This is a genomic window from Blastococcus aggregatus (genome assembly GCF_900221005.1).
In the GTDB taxonomy this organism is placed as follows: Bacteria; Actinomycetota; Actinomycetes; order Mycobacteriales; family Geodermatophilaceae; genus Blastococcus; species Blastococcus aggregatus.
Genome location: NZ_OBQI01000001.1, coordinates 1,049,968 through 1,063,297, shown reverse-complemented (window position 1 = coordinate 1,063,297; position 13,330 = coordinate 1,049,968). Strand labels below are relative to the sequence as shown.

13 protein-coding genes are annotated in these 13,330 nt (G+C 74.0%); 4 read left to right on the top strand and 9 right to left on the bottom strand.

Translation table 11 applies throughout. The features are described from left to right. Positions 1-21 precede the first annotated feature (21 nt). Complete coding sequence (locus tag CRP29_RS05315; protein ID WP_097193924.1) at positions 22-693, bottom strand: NAD(P)-dependent oxidoreductase; 672 nt, start codon at positions 691-693, stop codon at positions 22-24. A gap of 151 nt (positions 694-844) precedes the next feature. On the opposite strand from CRP29_RS05315, the gene CRP29_RS05310 reads away from it, so the two are divergent. Beyond that, positions 845-1,831, top strand: a complete 987-nt coding sequence (locus CRP29_RS05310; protein WP_097193923.1) for an AraC family transcriptional regulator — start codon at positions 845-847, stop codon at positions 1,829-1,831. A gap of 1 nt (position 1,832) precedes the next feature. Here CRP29_RS05310 and CRP29_RS05305 read toward each other — a convergent pair whose 3' ends face one another. The 4 genes from CRP29_RS05305 to folP form a co-directional block, all read right to left on the bottom strand. Beyond that, entirely contained in the window at positions 1,833-2,483 is a 651-nt protein-coding gene (locus CRP29_RS05305) for a lysophospholipid acyltransferase family protein (RefSeq protein ID WP_097193922.1), read from the bottom strand. 104 nt (positions 2,484-2,587) lie between these two features. Then, the gene (locus CRP29_RS05300; protein WP_097193921.1) at positions 2,588-4,186 is read right to left on the bottom strand and encodes a 4-coumarate--CoA ligase family protein; all 1,599 of its coding nucleotides are present in this window, start codon (positions 4,184-4,186) and stop codon (positions 2,588-2,590) included. Between the two features lie 88 nt (positions 4,187-4,274). Then, on the bottom strand, positions 4,275-4,700 hold the full coding sequence (locus CRP29_RS05295) for a PaaI family thioesterase (RefSeq protein WP_097193920.1): 426 nt from the start codon (positions 4,698-4,700) through the stop codon (positions 4,275-4,277). Positions 4,701-4,710: 10 nt separating this feature from the next. After that, positions 4,711-5,523, bottom strand: a complete 813-nt coding sequence (folP, locus tag CRP29_RS05290; RefSeq protein ID WP_176522831.1) for a dihydropteroate synthase — start codon at positions 5,521-5,523, stop codon at positions 4,711-4,713. 116 nt (positions 5,524-5,639) lie between these two features. Between folP and CRP29_RS05285 the strand changes: the two genes are divergently transcribed. Then, positions 5,640-6,101: a MaoC family dehydratase gene (locus tag CRP29_RS05285; RefSeq protein ID WP_097193918.1), complete on the top strand. Its 462-nt coding sequence runs from the start codon at positions 5,640-5,642 to the stop codon at positions 6,099-6,101. Positions 6,102-6,186: 85 nt separating this feature from the next. Here the strand turns inward: CRP29_RS05285 and CRP29_RS05280 are convergent, their stop codons facing one another. Both CRP29_RS05280 and CRP29_RS05275 read right to left on the bottom strand, forming a co-directional pair. Beyond that, positions 6,187-7,443 carry a serine hydrolase domain-containing protein gene (locus tag CRP29_RS05280; protein ID WP_097193917.1) on the bottom strand — a complete coding sequence of 419 codons (1,257 nt, stop codon included), beginning with the start codon at positions 7,441-7,443 and terminating at the stop codon, positions 6,187-6,189. Positions 7,444-7,573: 130 nt separating this feature from the next. Beyond that, the gene (locus tag CRP29_RS05275) at positions 7,574-7,861 is read right to left on the bottom strand and encodes an HU family DNA-binding protein (RefSeq protein ID WP_091990906.1); all 288 of its coding nucleotides are present in this window, start codon (positions 7,859-7,861) and stop codon (positions 7,574-7,576) included. A 274-nt stretch (positions 7,862-8,135) separates the two neighbouring features. On the opposite strand from CRP29_RS05275, the gene CRP29_RS05270 reads away from it, so the two are divergent. Next, positions 8,136-9,059: an aldo/keto reductase gene (locus CRP29_RS05270; RefSeq protein ID WP_097194129.1), complete on the top strand. Its 924-nt coding sequence runs from the start codon at positions 8,136-8,138 to the stop codon at positions 9,057-9,059. Between the two features lie 48 nt (positions 9,060-9,107). Here the strand turns inward: CRP29_RS05270 and CRP29_RS05265 are convergent, their stop codons facing one another. Both CRP29_RS05265 and CRP29_RS05260 read right to left on the bottom strand, forming a co-directional pair. Next, a complete protein-coding gene (locus CRP29_RS05265; RefSeq protein WP_097193916.1) occupies positions 9,108-9,281 on the bottom strand; it encodes a DUF1059 domain-containing protein in 174 nt (57 codons plus the stop codon). Positions 9,282-9,348: 67 nt separating this feature from the next. Further along, positions 9,349-10,446, bottom strand: a complete 1,098-nt coding sequence (locus CRP29_RS05260) for an EAL domain-containing protein (RefSeq protein ID WP_097193915.1) — start codon at positions 10,444-10,446, stop codon at positions 9,349-9,351. 165 nt (positions 10,447-10,611) lie between these two features. Here CRP29_RS05260 and CRP29_RS05255 point away from each other — a divergent pair, with 165 nt between their 5' ends. Further along, a complete protein-coding gene (locus CRP29_RS05255; protein ID WP_245852462.1) occupies positions 10,612-13,326 on the top strand; it encodes a SpoIIE family protein phosphatase in 2,715 nt (904 codons plus the stop codon). The last annotated feature ends 4 nt before the right edge of the window (positions 13,327-13,330 follow it).

Genomic DNA, 13,330 nt, shown 5'->3' with positions numbered 1-13,330 from the left:
CCGAACCCTAGAGCTGCCCCGTCAGACGGGGACGGCGACGGGCGCGCCACCCGAGACCGACACGCAGCGGCCCACGTCGTCGGTGCCCGTGGCCAGCCGGGCGAGCACCTCGCCGACGGCGCGACGGGACACCTTCATCCCCTGCACCGACCCGTCGGTCGACCGGGCGGCCGGCTCCTCGCCGTCGGTCAGGTAGACCGGCTGCACGAGCGTCCAGTCCAGCCCGCTGCGCCGGACGACGTCCTCCTGCACCCCGTGGTCGGCGATCTGCGGCTTCAGCAACAGCGCGAAGACCAGCCGGGAGGACAGCGGCAGCAGGTCCCTGGTCTCGCCGACGCCGTACGAGGACTGCACCACCAGGCGGCGCACGCCGTGCTCGTGCATCGCCGCCACGACGGCGGAGGTACCGCGTGAGCGCACGTCCAGCGGAGTGCCGGCCGGGCCCCGCAGGCGCACCCGCATCGGGCTCTCCGTGATGCCGAGCGCCACGACGACGGCGTCCTGACCCCGGACGGCGGCGTGCACGTCCGCCGCCACCGTGGCGTCCCCGTCGATCGGCCGCACACCCGCCCGCCCGCCGAGCAGCGCGCCCGCCCGGCGTGCCATGGCGGTCACCTCGTGCCCCTCCGCGACCAGGGCCTCGACCGTCGCCCGGCCCGTTCCACCCGTTGCTCCCACGACCAGCACCTTCATGTCCCGCTCCTCCTCCGGTGATCGCCGGCGACTGCCGACGGGATCCACCGTGGCGCGGACGGACGGTGCGCAGAAGGGCTGCGGATCCCGAAAGCATGACCGTTCGTCCGGCGGGGGTGGACGCGGACGGTCGAGGCCGCAGGATGGAGTCATGGACGAGGAGCCGGTGATCCCCTGGGCGCCGGTCGACCCGCTGGGCGGCGTGCTCGGCGACCTGCGGATGCGCGACACCTTCTACTCCCGTACCGAGGGCACGGCCCCGTGGGGCGTGGAGATGCCTGCGCTGGGCGCCTGCATGACCTTCCACGTGATCACCGAGGGCAGCTGCCTGCTCGAGGTGGGCGGCGAGGTGCACGCGCTGAGCGCCGGTGACCTGGCGCTGGTCCCGCACGGCCGGGGGCACCTGCTGCGCAGCGGCCCGGGCGCCGCGATCACCGGCCGCGCCGACCTGCTCCCGCAGGACTACCTCGCGGAGCACTACTCGGTGCTCCGCCTCGGCGGCGGGGGTGCGGCGACCCGGCTGGTCTGCGGCGTCCTGGAACCCGAGCGACCGGGTGCTGCGCACCTGCTCGACCTGCTGCCGCCGGTCCTGCTGGTCGATGCCGGGAACGCGGCGCGCGGCGGCTGGCTGTCGGTGCTGCTGGGGATGATCACCGACGAGGTGCGGCACGACCGGCCCGGCGCCGAGGCGGTGGTGACCCGGCTGGCCGACGTCGTGGTGATCCAGGCGATCCGCGGCTGGCTGGAGACCGGTGCCACGGGCCCGGGCTGGCTGCGGGCGCTGCGCGATCCGCAGGTGGGGCGGGCGGTCGCACTGGTGCACCGCGACCCCGGCGCGCCGTGGACCCTCGAGCGGCTGGCCCGCGAGACGCGGATGTCGCGGTCGGCCTTCGCGGCCCGGTTCACCGAGCTGGCCGGCGAGCCGGCGCTGCGCTACGTCACCCGCTGGCGGATGCACCTGGCCACGGTCGAGCTGGGCCGCGGGGCGCGGGTCGGGGAGGTGGCCCGCCGGCTGGGCTACGACTCCGAGGCAGCGTTCTCGCGCGCCTACCGGCGGGTGACCGGGATACCACCGGTGGCCGCGCGCGGCCGGCCGGGCTCGGCGGAGGACGCCCGGCCCGCGGCCTCGCGGGCGTAGCTCAGGCGGCCTTCTTCTTCTCGGCGTAGCGCGGCACGTACTCCTGGCCGCTGAGCCGCTGGATCGAGGCCATCAGGGCGTCGGTGGCGGTGCGCACGTCGGCGCCGGCGACGTCGACCGGCGGGCCGAAGCTGATCGCCACGCGAGGTCTGCGCCGGCCCAGGAGGTCCCGCGGTCGCACACCGTCGGTGCCGCAGATGCCGACCGGGACGACGGGGACGCCGCAGCTCTGGGCGAGCCGGAGCACGCCGGTGCGGCCGCGGTAGAGCCGCCCGTCCGGGGAGCGGGTCCCCTCCGGGAACACCGCCACCATCCCGCCGCGGGCGAGCACCGGCACGGCGGACGCGAACGCCGCGTCCGAGGCCGCGCCGCCGGCACGGTTCACCGGGATGACGCCCAGGCCGTGCATCAGGCCGCGGTTCAGGGCGCCGCGGGGCCCGGTGCCGGTGAAGTACTCCTTCTTGCCCCAGAAGGCGACGTGGCGGGGGATGACGGCGCCGAGGAACAGTTGGTCGGCGAACGAGAGGTGGTTCGACGCCAGGACGACTCCGCCGTCGGCCGGGACGTGCTCCAGTCCGCTGACCTGGGGCCGCCAGCCGCTGCGGATGGCCGTGCCGACCGTCTGCACGGTGAGCCAGTAGAGCGGGAGCATCGGGGATCCTTACGTCAGCCGAGACCGGCCGCCGCGGGGATCGCGGCGGCCGGGCTCCGGTCGTCTCCGTGCCATTACCCGGAGAACGCCCCGGTGCACCCCCGTCAGGGGCGGGCCTTGAGCTCCTTGCGCAGGATCTTGCCCGCGGAGGACTTCGGCACCTCGTCGATGAACTCGACGAAGCGGATCTTCTTGTGCGGCGCGACCTTCTCGGCCATGAAGTCCATGACCGACTCCTCGGAGAGCTCCGAGCCCATGGCGCGGACGACGAAGGCCTTGGGCAGCTCCTCGCCGCTCTCCTTGTCGGGCACGCCGATGACCGCGGCGTCGGCGATCTCCGGGTGGTTGATCAGCACCGCCTCGAGCTCGGCCGGGGCCACCTGGTAGCCCTTGTACTTGATCAGCTCCTTGACCCGGTCGACGACGGTGTAGATGCCGTTGTCGTCGACGACGGCGACGTCGCCGGTGTGCAGCCAGCCCTCGGCGTCGACGGTGGCCGCCGTCGCCTCGGGGTTGTTCAGGTAGCCCTTCATGACCTGCGGGCCGCGGACCCACAGCTCGCCGCGCTCGCCCGGAGCGGCGTCCTCACCGGTGCTCGGGTCGATCAGCCGGCACTCGGTGTTCGGGATCGCGAAGCCCACCGAGCCCTTGGGCACGTCGACGGTGACGCCGGGCGGCATGGCGTCGGGGTCCGGCGTGGTGTGCGAGACCGGCGACAGCTCGGTCATCCCGTAGCCCTGGGCGACGGTGACGCCGCTGCCGGCGCCCTTGCGCAGCCGCTGCTCGACCGCGTGAGCGAGCTGCTCGTCCAGTGGAGCGGCCCCGGAGAGGATCGACTCCAGCGAGCTGAGGTCGTACTTGTCGACCAGGGGGTGCTTGGCCAGCGCCAGCAGGATGGGCGGCGCGACGAACGCACGGGTGATCTTGTACTCCTGGATCGTCCGGAGGAAGTCCTCGAGCTCGAACCGGGGGAGGGTCACCACGGTGCCGCCCAGCGCCAGGCCCTGGTTCATCAGCACGGTGAGGCCGTAGATGTGGAAGAACGGCAGGACGGCGATGATCCGCTCGTCGGCACCCGTCTTGAGCAGCGGCAGGCACTGCGCCACGTTCGCCACCAGGTTGCGGTGGGTGAGCATGACGCCCTTCGGCAGGCCCGTCGTGCCGCTGGAGTAGGGCAGCGTGACCAGGTCGTTCGCCTGGTCGATCTCCACCTGCACGCTGGGGGCGTCCGCGCCGAGCAGGTCGAAGAGGTTGGCGTGGCCCTCCGCACCGTCCAGCACCACGATCTCGTCGAGCGGCGCCTTCTCGGCCGCGGCGGTCGCCCGGTCCAGGAACATCGAGATCGTGATCAGGATCTTCGCGCCGGAGTCCTTCAGCTGGAAGGCGATCTCGTCGGGCGTGTAGAGCGAGTTGATCGGGCTCATCACGCAGCCGGCGGCGGCGATGCCGTGGAAGACGACCGGGAACCACTGCGTGTTGGGGCAGAACACCGCCACGACGTCGCCCTTGCGCAGGCCGCGGGCGTGCAGGTTGGCCGCGACGCGGTCGACGTAGCCGGCCAGCTGGCCGTGCGTGATCACGTCACCCTTGAGGCCGTCGATGAGCGCCGGTGCGTCGGGGCGCTCCCTCCCGGCGGCGAGGACGAACTCGGGAACCGACAGGTTCGGGATCTCGACGTCGGGATAGGGGCTGGCCAGTGCCACGGGGTCCTCCTCGGAAGCTGGTGTGGCGCCAGTCTCACATTGATCGTGCGCGGCACCACACGTGGGTTGGCGCCGGGTTCCCCCCGGTTCAGCGCGGCCAGAGCACCGACTGGGTGCAGCGGAACAGCGCGATCGTCTTCCCGGTGGCGTCGTTGCGGACCACGGCGTCCCACACCTGCGTCGTCCGCCCGGCGTGGACGTTGGTCGCCGCGCAGCTGATCCGCCCCTCCCGCGCCGTGCTGAGGTGGTTGCTCTTCAGCTCGATGGTGGTGAACCCGCTGGAGCCCTCGGGCAGCAGCGCCCGGGTGGGCAGGCCGCAACTGGTGTCGGCGAGCGTGACCACCGTGCCGGCGTGCAGGTAGCCGTTGGGCGCCAGCAGCTCCGGGCGGACGTCGAGGTGGCTGGTGAGGCGGCCGGGCTCGTGGGTGTCGACGACGATGCCCAGCAGGCCGGGGAGGGTGCCCGGCAGCATCGCGTTGAGCTCGTCGGCGGTGAGGAATCCCGTGGCGGCCATGCCGGGCAACCTAGGCGAGGCCGCGGGTGGTGCGCAGGGGCGGGCGGGTGCCCTGGATCGAGGCGACCATGTCCAGGGTCTGCCGGGTCGGGGCGACGTCGTGGGCGCGGAACACCCGTGCCCCCAGCCAGGCGCTCACCGCCGTCGCCGCCAGGGTGCCGGTGAGCCGCTCCTCCAGCGGGACGCCGAGGGTCTCGCCCACGAAGTCCTTGTTCGACAGCGCCACCAGCACCGGCCAGCCGGTCGCGACGAGCTCGTCCAGCCGCCGCGTGGCCTCGAGCGAGTGCCGGGTGTTCTTGCCGAAGTCGTGCCCGGGGTCGATGAGCACCCGCTGGCGGTCCACCCCCGCGGCGACGGCGGCCTCGGCCAGCGCCGTCGTCCGGGTGACGATGTCGGCGACGACGTCGTCGTACTGCACCCGGTGCGGGCGGGTGCGCGGCGGCAGCCCGCCGGCGTGCGTGCAGACGATCCCCGCGCCGGCCTCGGCCGCGACAGCCGCGAGCTCCGGGTCCACCCCGCCCCAGGCGTCGTTGACGACGTCGGCGCCGGCCGCGAGCGCCTCACGGGCGACCTCGGCGCGCCAGGTGTCGATCGAGATCGGCAGCCCCGGGTGCGCGGCGCGGATCGCGGCGACCAGGTCGACGGTGCGCCGGATCTCCTCGGCGGGGGAGACCTCCTCGCCCGGCGCGGCCTTCACACCCCCGACGTCCACCATGTCGGCGCCCTCGGCTACGACCCGGTCCACGCGATCCAGGGCGGCAGCCATTCCGAAAGTCGCGCCGCGGTCGTAGAACGAGTCGGGTGTCCGGTTCACGATCGCCATCAGCACGAAGCCACCGGCTGGCACATCCAGCGCACCGATACGGAGCAACCCGTTCCTCCCCCTACGACGCCGATGTGGTGGAGTCAGCCAACCAGACCGAGGAAAGGGGCGAGCAGATGGCGCAGACCACCGTCGACGGCGTCGAGGGCGTGCAGGGGCTGGTCGGCCAGCACCTGGGCCACAGCGACTGGGTGACGATCACGCAGGAGCAGGTCCAGCAGTTCGCCGACGCCACCGGTGACCAGCAGTGGATCCACGTCGACCCCGAGCGCGCCGCGAAGGAGAGCCCCTTCGGCGGCCCGATCGCGCACGGCTACCTGACGCTGTCCCTGCTGCCCTCGCTGATCCCGCAGATCGTGACGATCACCGGCTTCAGCATGGGCGTGAACTACGGCACCGAGAAGGTGCGCTTCCCCTCGCCGGTGCCCGTCGGCGCCCGCGTGCGCGCCGGCGCGACGATGGAGTCCGCGACCCCGTTCGCCGGCGGCATCGCGATGAATCTCGCCGTGACGATGGAGATCGAGGGCGGCACCAAGCCGGCGATGGTCGCGACCGTCGTCTACCGCCGCTACGTCTGACCCCACCCGGACTTTCGGTGCAGAAAGTCCGGACAGCCGCCCCCCGTAGGGACTTTCGGTGCAGAAAGTCCCTACGGGGACGACGTCAGTCGACGAGGGCCTGGTTGACCAGCTGCCGCAGGTAGTTGCGGATCGGCAGCGTGCTCGAGGGCAGCAGCTGCGTGTAGAAGCCGACCGTGATGTCCTCCACCGGGTCCACGTAGAACCCGGTGGACGCCGCCCCGCCCCAGCTGTAGTCGCCGGGGCTGGAGAGCACGCCGTAGGCAGCGGGGTCCATGACCATCGAGAACCCGAGCCCGAAGCCGACGCCGCGCATCGGGGACTCGGCGTGCAGCGGCCGGCCGAAGGACTGCAGGTCCTGGTTGCCGGGCAGGTGGTTGGTGGTCATCTGCCGGATCGTGCGCGGGCTGAGGATGCGCCCGCCGTCGTAGGACCCGCCCCGGCGCAGCATCTCGAGGAACCGCAGGTAGTCACCGGCGGTGGAGACCAGGCCGCCGCCGCCGGACAGGAACGTGGCCTTCTTGTGCGCGCCCCGGTCCATCGCCTCGCTGAACGTCATGCCCGAGGACGGGCCGCCCGGCTTCCCCGGCGTCGCGAGGTAGAGGCGGGCCAGGGACTCGGGGTCGTCCTCGGGGCGCAGGCCGAAGGAGGTGTCCCGCATGCCCAGCGGGGCGAAGATGCGCTCCTCGAAGAACTCGTCCAGCGTCTGCCCGGAGACCACCTCGACCAGCCGGCCGAGGACGTCGGTGGAGACGCCGTAGTTCCACTCGCTGCCGGGCTGGAAGACCAGCGGGGCCGAGGCCCACTGCCGGCAGACGTCGGCGGAGTCGGCGCCGCGCGGGGCGCCCCACTCGTGGCCCAGGGCGCGGTAGATCGCGTCGACCGGGTGGGCGTGGTGGAAGCCGTAGGTCAGCCCGGAGGTGTGGGTGAGCAGGTGCCACACCCGGATCGGCTCGATCTGCGGGACCGTCACCGGCTTCTGCGCGGAGCCCCCGGTGTAGACGCGGGTCTCGGCGAACTCGGGCAGCCACTTCGTGATCGGGTCGGTGAGCTCGAAGGCGCCCTCCTCGTACAGCATCATCGCCGCGACCGAGGTGATGGGCTTGGTCATCGAGAAGATGCGCCAGCGGGTGTCGTCCTCGACGGGGAGACCGGCCTCCATGTTGCGGAAGCCCCCGCGGCCGACGTGGACCAGCTTGCCGTGCCGGGCGACGGTGACCAGGAAGCCGGGCAGCTGTCCGTCGTCCACCCAGCGGCTCAGCCGCCGGTCGAGCCGCTCCAGCCGGCCGGCGTCGAAGCCGACCTCGCCCGGGTCGGTGCTGACGGTCAGATCACTGCCCACGTGGACCTCCGTGCCCTGTGCGCCGTCCGCCGTCGGGCGGCGCCTGCACCCGCATCCTGGCCCATGCCTCTGTGGCCTGGACCACACGGGGTGCGGCGCGACGCCCGACGGCGACGGCGGAGCGGTCAGGTCAGGAGACCGGAACGGCGCTCGCGGCCTTCTTGAGGTTCGAGCCCGCGGTCACCTTGACGGTGTTCGCGGCCGCGATCTCGATCGCCTCGCCCGTCTGCGGGTTGCGGCCCGTGCGAGCGGAGCGCTGCGTGCGCTCGACGGTCAGCAGGCCGGAGACGGCGACCTTGTCGCCGCGGGTGATGGCGTCGACGAGCTCGTCCTGGAGACCGGCGAGGACGGCGTCCACGGTCGAGGCGGGCACGTCGGCGCGCTTGGCGATGGCGGAGACCAGTTCAGCCTTGTTCATCGAGTTTCCTTTCCGTTGGGTGGCAGGTGCCTCGTTTCGACACCGAACCGGCGCCCCGGGCGCGACTTGCGCCGTCGGGGTGTCCGGATCCGCGCCACGGGACGCGGGAGTCCGTGCCCGGCCAGATGACAGCCGGACCCGGGGCACGGTGCCACGTCGCCCCGACAATCCGCCAGTGGACGGCGTTTTCCGGGTGCCGGATGGCTCGCAGGTCACATCCGCACCACCCCGGGACGGCGCGCGGGTGTCGTACGGCACACCTAGCGTGGGGGGCATGCCGCAGCTCCCCGGGACCGATCTGATCGTGAGCGACCTCTGCCTCGGCGGGAACGTCTTCGGCTGGACGGCGGACGCGCCGACGTCCTTCGCCGTCCTCGACCGCTTCGTCGACGCGGTGGCTCCGCAGCCGGCGTTCGTCGACACCGCCGAGATGTACGGCAACGGCGCCTCCGAGCAGATCATCGGCGACTGGATGGCCGCCCGCGGCGCCCGCGACCGGATCGTGCTGGCCACCAAGGCCTCGCCCGGGAAGAAGGAGCACCCGCTGGCCGCGGGGGAGATCCGGATCGCGGCCGAGCGCTCGCTGCGCAACCTGCGGACCGACCACATCGACCTCTACTACGCCCACTACGACGACGCGACGACGCCGCTGGACGAGACGCTCAGCGCCTTCGACGAGCTGGTGCAGGCCGGCAAGGTGCGCCACGTCGCGGCGTCCAACTACTCGGCGGCGCGGCTGACCGAGGCGCGAGAGACCGCGCAGCGGCTGGGGTCGAGCGGGTACGCGGCCCTGCAGATGCACTACAACCTGATGGAGCGCGCCGTCTTCGAGGACGAGCTGCGCGACGCCGTCCAGGCGCAGGGCCTCGGCACGCTGCCCTACTTCGCGCTGGCGAAGGGCTTCCTCACCGGCAAGTACCGGGCGGGCGAGCAGGTCGACTCACCGCGCGCGAAGGGTGCGGCGGCCTACGTGGGGGAGCGGGGCGACCGGGTGCTCGCCGCCCTGGGCGACGTCGCCCGGGAGCACGGGGTGCCCGTGCCGGCGGTGGCGCTGCGCTGGCTCGCCGACCAGCCCACCGTGGTGGCGCCGATCGCCTCGGGCCGGACGGTCGAGCAGCTGGCCGACCTGCTGCCGATGCGCGACCTCGTGCTCACCGACGCGCAGCGCAAGGCCCTCGACGAGGCCAGCGCCCCGTAGCCGGGCAGCACGGCGGGCCGGGCGCGTGCGCCCGGCCCCGGCCGCGGGTCAGACCGTGGAGATGAGGCTGCGCACCGTCGCCTCGAGCTCCGGGGTCACCTCGTCGATCCCGTGCTCGGCGGCGGCGTGCGGCACCGCCTGGGCGAAGATGCCGGCCTCGTCGGCGGCGGTGAACGTGGCGTTGCAGCCGGGAATGACGTCGCCGCAGGCGAATCGCTTCATGGTCGGGACTCCTTGTCGGTGGGGCGTGCGGGCGGCCGGCTCCGTGCGGGGCCGGGGTCTGGAGGGGTCAGCGGGCGGCGCGGCCCGCGGTGATCAGGTCCTCGATGCGGAGGATCCCGAGGACCTCGCCGGCCGGGTCGGTGCAGACGACGGGCTCCCACCGGCGCGCAGGCGCGCGGGTGAGGGCGCGCTGGAGGGTCTGCTGGATGTCGGTCGAGGGGTGCACCCGGAGCGAGACCGGTGCGGTGTAGACCTCACCGGTCCGCGGGTCGCTGAGCAGCAGTCCGGCCGGCTCGCCGTGCGGCCCGACCAGGACCGCCGGGGGGAGGCCGAGGACGTCCTCGCCGTGCGCGCACTGGCGGACGGGGCGCAGCAGGCTGGCCACGCTCTCGGTGAGCCGGGCGCGCGCCACCTGGGCGCGCACCAGCTGCACCACCTCGGGGGCCAGCGGGGCGAACGTGGGCCCGGGGCGGCCCAGCAGCCACCCCTGCGCGAGCGGGACGCCGAGCTGGGCGAAGGCGGCGAGCTCGGCCGCCGTCTCCACGCCCTCGGCGAGCAGCCAGGCATCGATCCGGCCGGCGAACTCGCCGACCATCTCGGCCAGGGCCATCCGCACGGGGTCGGCGTCGGCGTCGGCCACCAGGGCGCGGTCGAGCTTGACCAGCTGCGGCCGCAGGGCGGCCATCTGCTGGAGCCCCGAGTAGCCGCTGCCGGCGTCGTCGAGGGCGATCAGGGCGCCGCGGGCGTGCAGCGCGTCGGTCTGGCGGCGCAGGACGCCCAGGTCGTCGACGGGGGTGTGCTCGGTCAGCTCGACGACGACGCGGTGCAGGTCGGGGCGGGTGGCCAGGGCGTCCTGCACCGGCCGGGTGCCGAGGAGGTGCGGGCTGACGTTGACGGTGAGGAACGTGTCGTCGGGCAGCAGCGGGACGGCGGCCAGCGCCTTGTGGATGGCCAGCGCCTCGAGCTCGGCGGCGACGCCGGCCTCCGCGGCGGCGGCGAACCACACGTCGGGCCCGGCCGCGCCGGGGAAGCGGGCCAGCGCCTCGTAACCGGCGACCGTGCCGGTCTCGAGGCCGACGATCGGCTGGAAGGCCAGCGTGAGGTCGTCGGGGTCGGCCAGCAGCGGACGGCAGTCCGGCAGGCCGGCCGTGCGGATGCCGGGCATGAGGAGGGGATCGGACGATCCGGGCCGCTCCTTGACCGCCCGTGGCGGGCGTCACCCGGCAGGGGGAGCCGCGTCGCCGTCCCCATCCCCGCCACCCGGCGTGCCACGATGACACCCGGCCGCGCCACGTCCCGGACGCTGCCCCGTTACCGCCAGGGGGTGCACGTGTCCGGCTCGCCGCCGCTCGACGGCGTCCTGGCCGACCCGGCGCGCATCGCCGTCGCCCGCCGGCTGCTCGCCGAGGTCTCCGGCACCGCCTCCTACGACCGGCTCTCCGGCCTGGCCGCCCGCCTCGTCGGCGCCGGCCACGCCAAGGTCACGCTCTTCACCGACCAGGACCTCGTCGTCGGCGGTCACGGCCTGCCTCCGGGGGTGGTGGGTGGTCCGGCGCTGCTCACCGGGGCCCTCTCGGCGATGGTCGTCTCCAGCGGGGCGCCGCTCGTCGTCCCCGACGCGCGCCGGACCCCCCGCGTGGCCGACCTGCCCGCGGTGACCTCGGGCCAGGTGGGCGCCTACCTGGGCTCGCCCCTGGTGACGTCGTCCGGGCACGTGGTCGGTGTCCTGGCCCTCTACGACGCCGCGCCCCGGCCCTGGACCGGCGACGAGGCCGAGCTGTTGCGCCAGCTGGCGAGCTCGGTCGTGGCCGAGCTGGAGCTCGCCGCGGCGAACGCCGACGTCGCCTGGTCCGCGCGCCGCCTCGGCGTGGCGCTGGAGGCCAGCTCCGTCGGTATCTGGGAGGTCGACCTGCGGGGCGACTTCATCGACTGGGACGAGCGCACCGCGGCGATCTTCGGGTTCGACCAGGCCACCCGCATCCCGATGGACCGCCTGTTCGCCGAGTACGTCCACCCCGACGACCAGGAGGTCTCGCAGCGGACCATGGCCGACGCCGTCTCGGCGCGGGCGCAGTACACGGTGGAGCTGCGCGTCCTCCGGCAGGGCGGGGGCGTCCGCTGGATCGTCTGCCGCGGGCGCGTGCTGACCGGCCCCGACGGCGAGCCGGCGCGCATCCTCGGCACCGTCCTGGACGTCACCGACGCGCGGGACCAGGCCGAGGCCCGGCTCGTCGCGGTGCAGCGGACCGCCGCCATCTCCGCTGTCGCCGCCGAGGTGGCCAACGCGACCGGCATCGCCCAGCTCGCCGACATCACGCTGCGCGGCGCCGAGGTGCTCGGGGCGGTGTCCGGCGGCGTCGCCGTGCGCGAACCCGGGGCCGAGGACCGGATCCGGCTGTACCTGGGCCGGCGGATCCTGGAGGTCTTCCGCGACGAGGTGACCGAGCTGTCCGAGGACGGCGTGCTGGTCGACCTCGACGACGAGCTGCCCACCCAGTACACGGCGCGGACCGGTGAGCGGGTGGTGCTCACCAGCGCCGAGGAGTGCATCGCCCGCTTCCCGGCGATGGCCCAGGTGACCGAGTGGCTCGGGCTGCGCGCCCTGGCGTCCCTCCCGCTGGTGGTCGAGGGCCGGCTGCTGGGCAGCTTCGTCGTCTACTGGGCCACCGACCACCCTTTCGACGCCGAGGAGCTGCGGCTCCTCGAGGGGCTGACCGCGCAGATCTCGCTGAGCACCTCGCGGCTGCAGGCCGACGCCGCCCGCGACCGCGCCGTGGCGGCGGTGACGGAGGCCAACCAGCGGCTCGAGCTGCTGGCCGAGGCCGGGCGGGTGCTGTCGAGCACGCTCGACATCGGTGAGCAGCTGCAGCGGCTGGCCGCCCTCGTCGTCCCCCGGCTCGGCGACTGGTGCTGGATCGTGAGCACCGACGACCACGGCCGGCTGCAGGAGTCGGCCAGCGCGCACCGGGACCCCGACCGCTCGGACTTCGTCGCCGCCTACGTCGAGCGCATGGTCCGGACGGTCAGCCCGGAGGGCGCGCCGCGCCGGGTCTTCCGCACCGGCCAGCCGCTGGTCGTGCGGAACCTCTCGCCCGAGCGGATCGCCTCGGTGCTCTCCGATCCGGAGGCGCGCGCCGCGCTGGTGGAGCTGGCGCCGTCGTCGGTCGCGGCGGTGCCCCTGACCATCCGCGGCCAGACGGTGGGCGTCCTGTGCCTGCTCAACGGCGCCGACCGGGGTGCGCACTCGCCGGCCGACGTGGAGACCGCCGTCGAGATCGGCCGCCGGGCCGGGATGGCGCTGCACCACGCGCGCCTCTACGGGCAGCAGCGCGCCCTGGCCGACGCCCTGCAGCGCAGCATGCTCACTGCCCCGCCCGCCATCGAGAACTGCCAGATCGTCGTCCGCTACGTGCCGGCCGCCGAGGGCGCGGAGATCGGCGGGGACTGGTACGACGCCTTCCAGCAGTCCACCGGCACCACGGTGCTGGCCATCGGCGACGTCGTCGGGCACGACACCCGCGCCGCCGCCGCGATGGGACAGGTCCGGGGGCTGCTGCGGGGCATCAGCTACTCCAGCGGTGGCTCCCCGGCCTGGGTGCTGACCGAGCTCGACCGGGCGCTCGAGGGGCTGGCGCTGCACACGATGGCGACGGCGCTGGTGGCCCACCTCGAGCCGGAGGGCGCCGGGCGCATGCTGCTGCGCTGGTCCAGCGCCGGGCACCCGCCGCCGGTCCTGGTCGAGGCCGACGGCACGGTGCGGCTGCTCGACGTCACCGAGGCCGACCTGCTGCTGGGCGTGCAGCCGGGCTTCCTCCGCGAGGACCGGACGGCGCTGCTCGAGCGCGGCGCGACCGTGCTGCTCTACACCGACGGGCTGGTCGAGCGGCGCGACCGCGACATCGACGCGGGCACCGAGGAACTGCTCGCGGTGCTGCGCGAGTGCGGCGCCCTCCCACTGGAGTCGCTGTGCGACGAGGTGCTGCGCCGGATGTTCCTGCCGGACGCCGAGGACGACGTCGCCGTCCTCGCCGTCCGGCTCTGCTGAGCTC

Excerpts from the sequence above, each read along its gene's own strand:
- CRP29_RS05260 (WP_097193915.1), bottom strand. The coding sequence starts at position 10,446 with ATGCCCGGCATCCGCACGGCCGGCCTGCCGGACTGCCGTCCGCTGCTG.
- CRP29_RS05295 (WP_097193920.1), bottom strand. The coding sequence starts at position 4,700 with ATGGCCGCCACGGGATTCCTCACCGCCGACGAGCTCAACGCGATGCTG.
- CRP29_RS05265 (WP_097193916.1), bottom strand. The coding sequence starts at position 9,281 with ATGAAGCGATTCGCCTGCGGCGACGTCATTCCCGGCTGCAACGCCACG.
- CRP29_RS05270 (WP_097194129.1), top strand. The coding sequence starts at position 8,136 with ATGCCGCAGCTCCCCGGGACCGATCTGATCGTGAGCGACCTCTGCCTC.
- CRP29_RS05275 (WP_091990906.1), bottom strand. The coding sequence starts at position 7,861 with ATGAACAAGGCTGAACTGGTCTCCGCCATCGCCAAGCGCGCCGACGTG.
- CRP29_RS05285 (WP_097193918.1), top strand. The coding sequence starts at position 5,640 with ATGGCGCAGACCACCGTCGACGGCGTCGAGGGCGTGCAGGGGCTGGTC.
- CRP29_RS05305 (WP_097193922.1), bottom strand. The coding sequence starts at position 2,483 with ATGCTCCCGCTCTACTGGCTCACCGTGCAGACGGTCGGCACGGCCATC.
- CRP29_RS05310 (WP_097193923.1), top strand. The coding sequence starts at position 845 with ATGGACGAGGAGCCGGTGATCCCCTGGGCGCCGGTCGACCCGCTGGGC.
- CRP29_RS05315 (WP_097193924.1), bottom strand. The coding sequence starts at position 693 with ATGAAGGTGCTGGTCGTGGGAGCAACGGGTGGAACGGGCCGGGCGACG.
- folP (WP_176522831.1), bottom strand. The coding sequence starts at position 5,523 with ATGGCGATCGTGAACCGGACACCCGACTCGTTCTACGACCGCGGCGCG.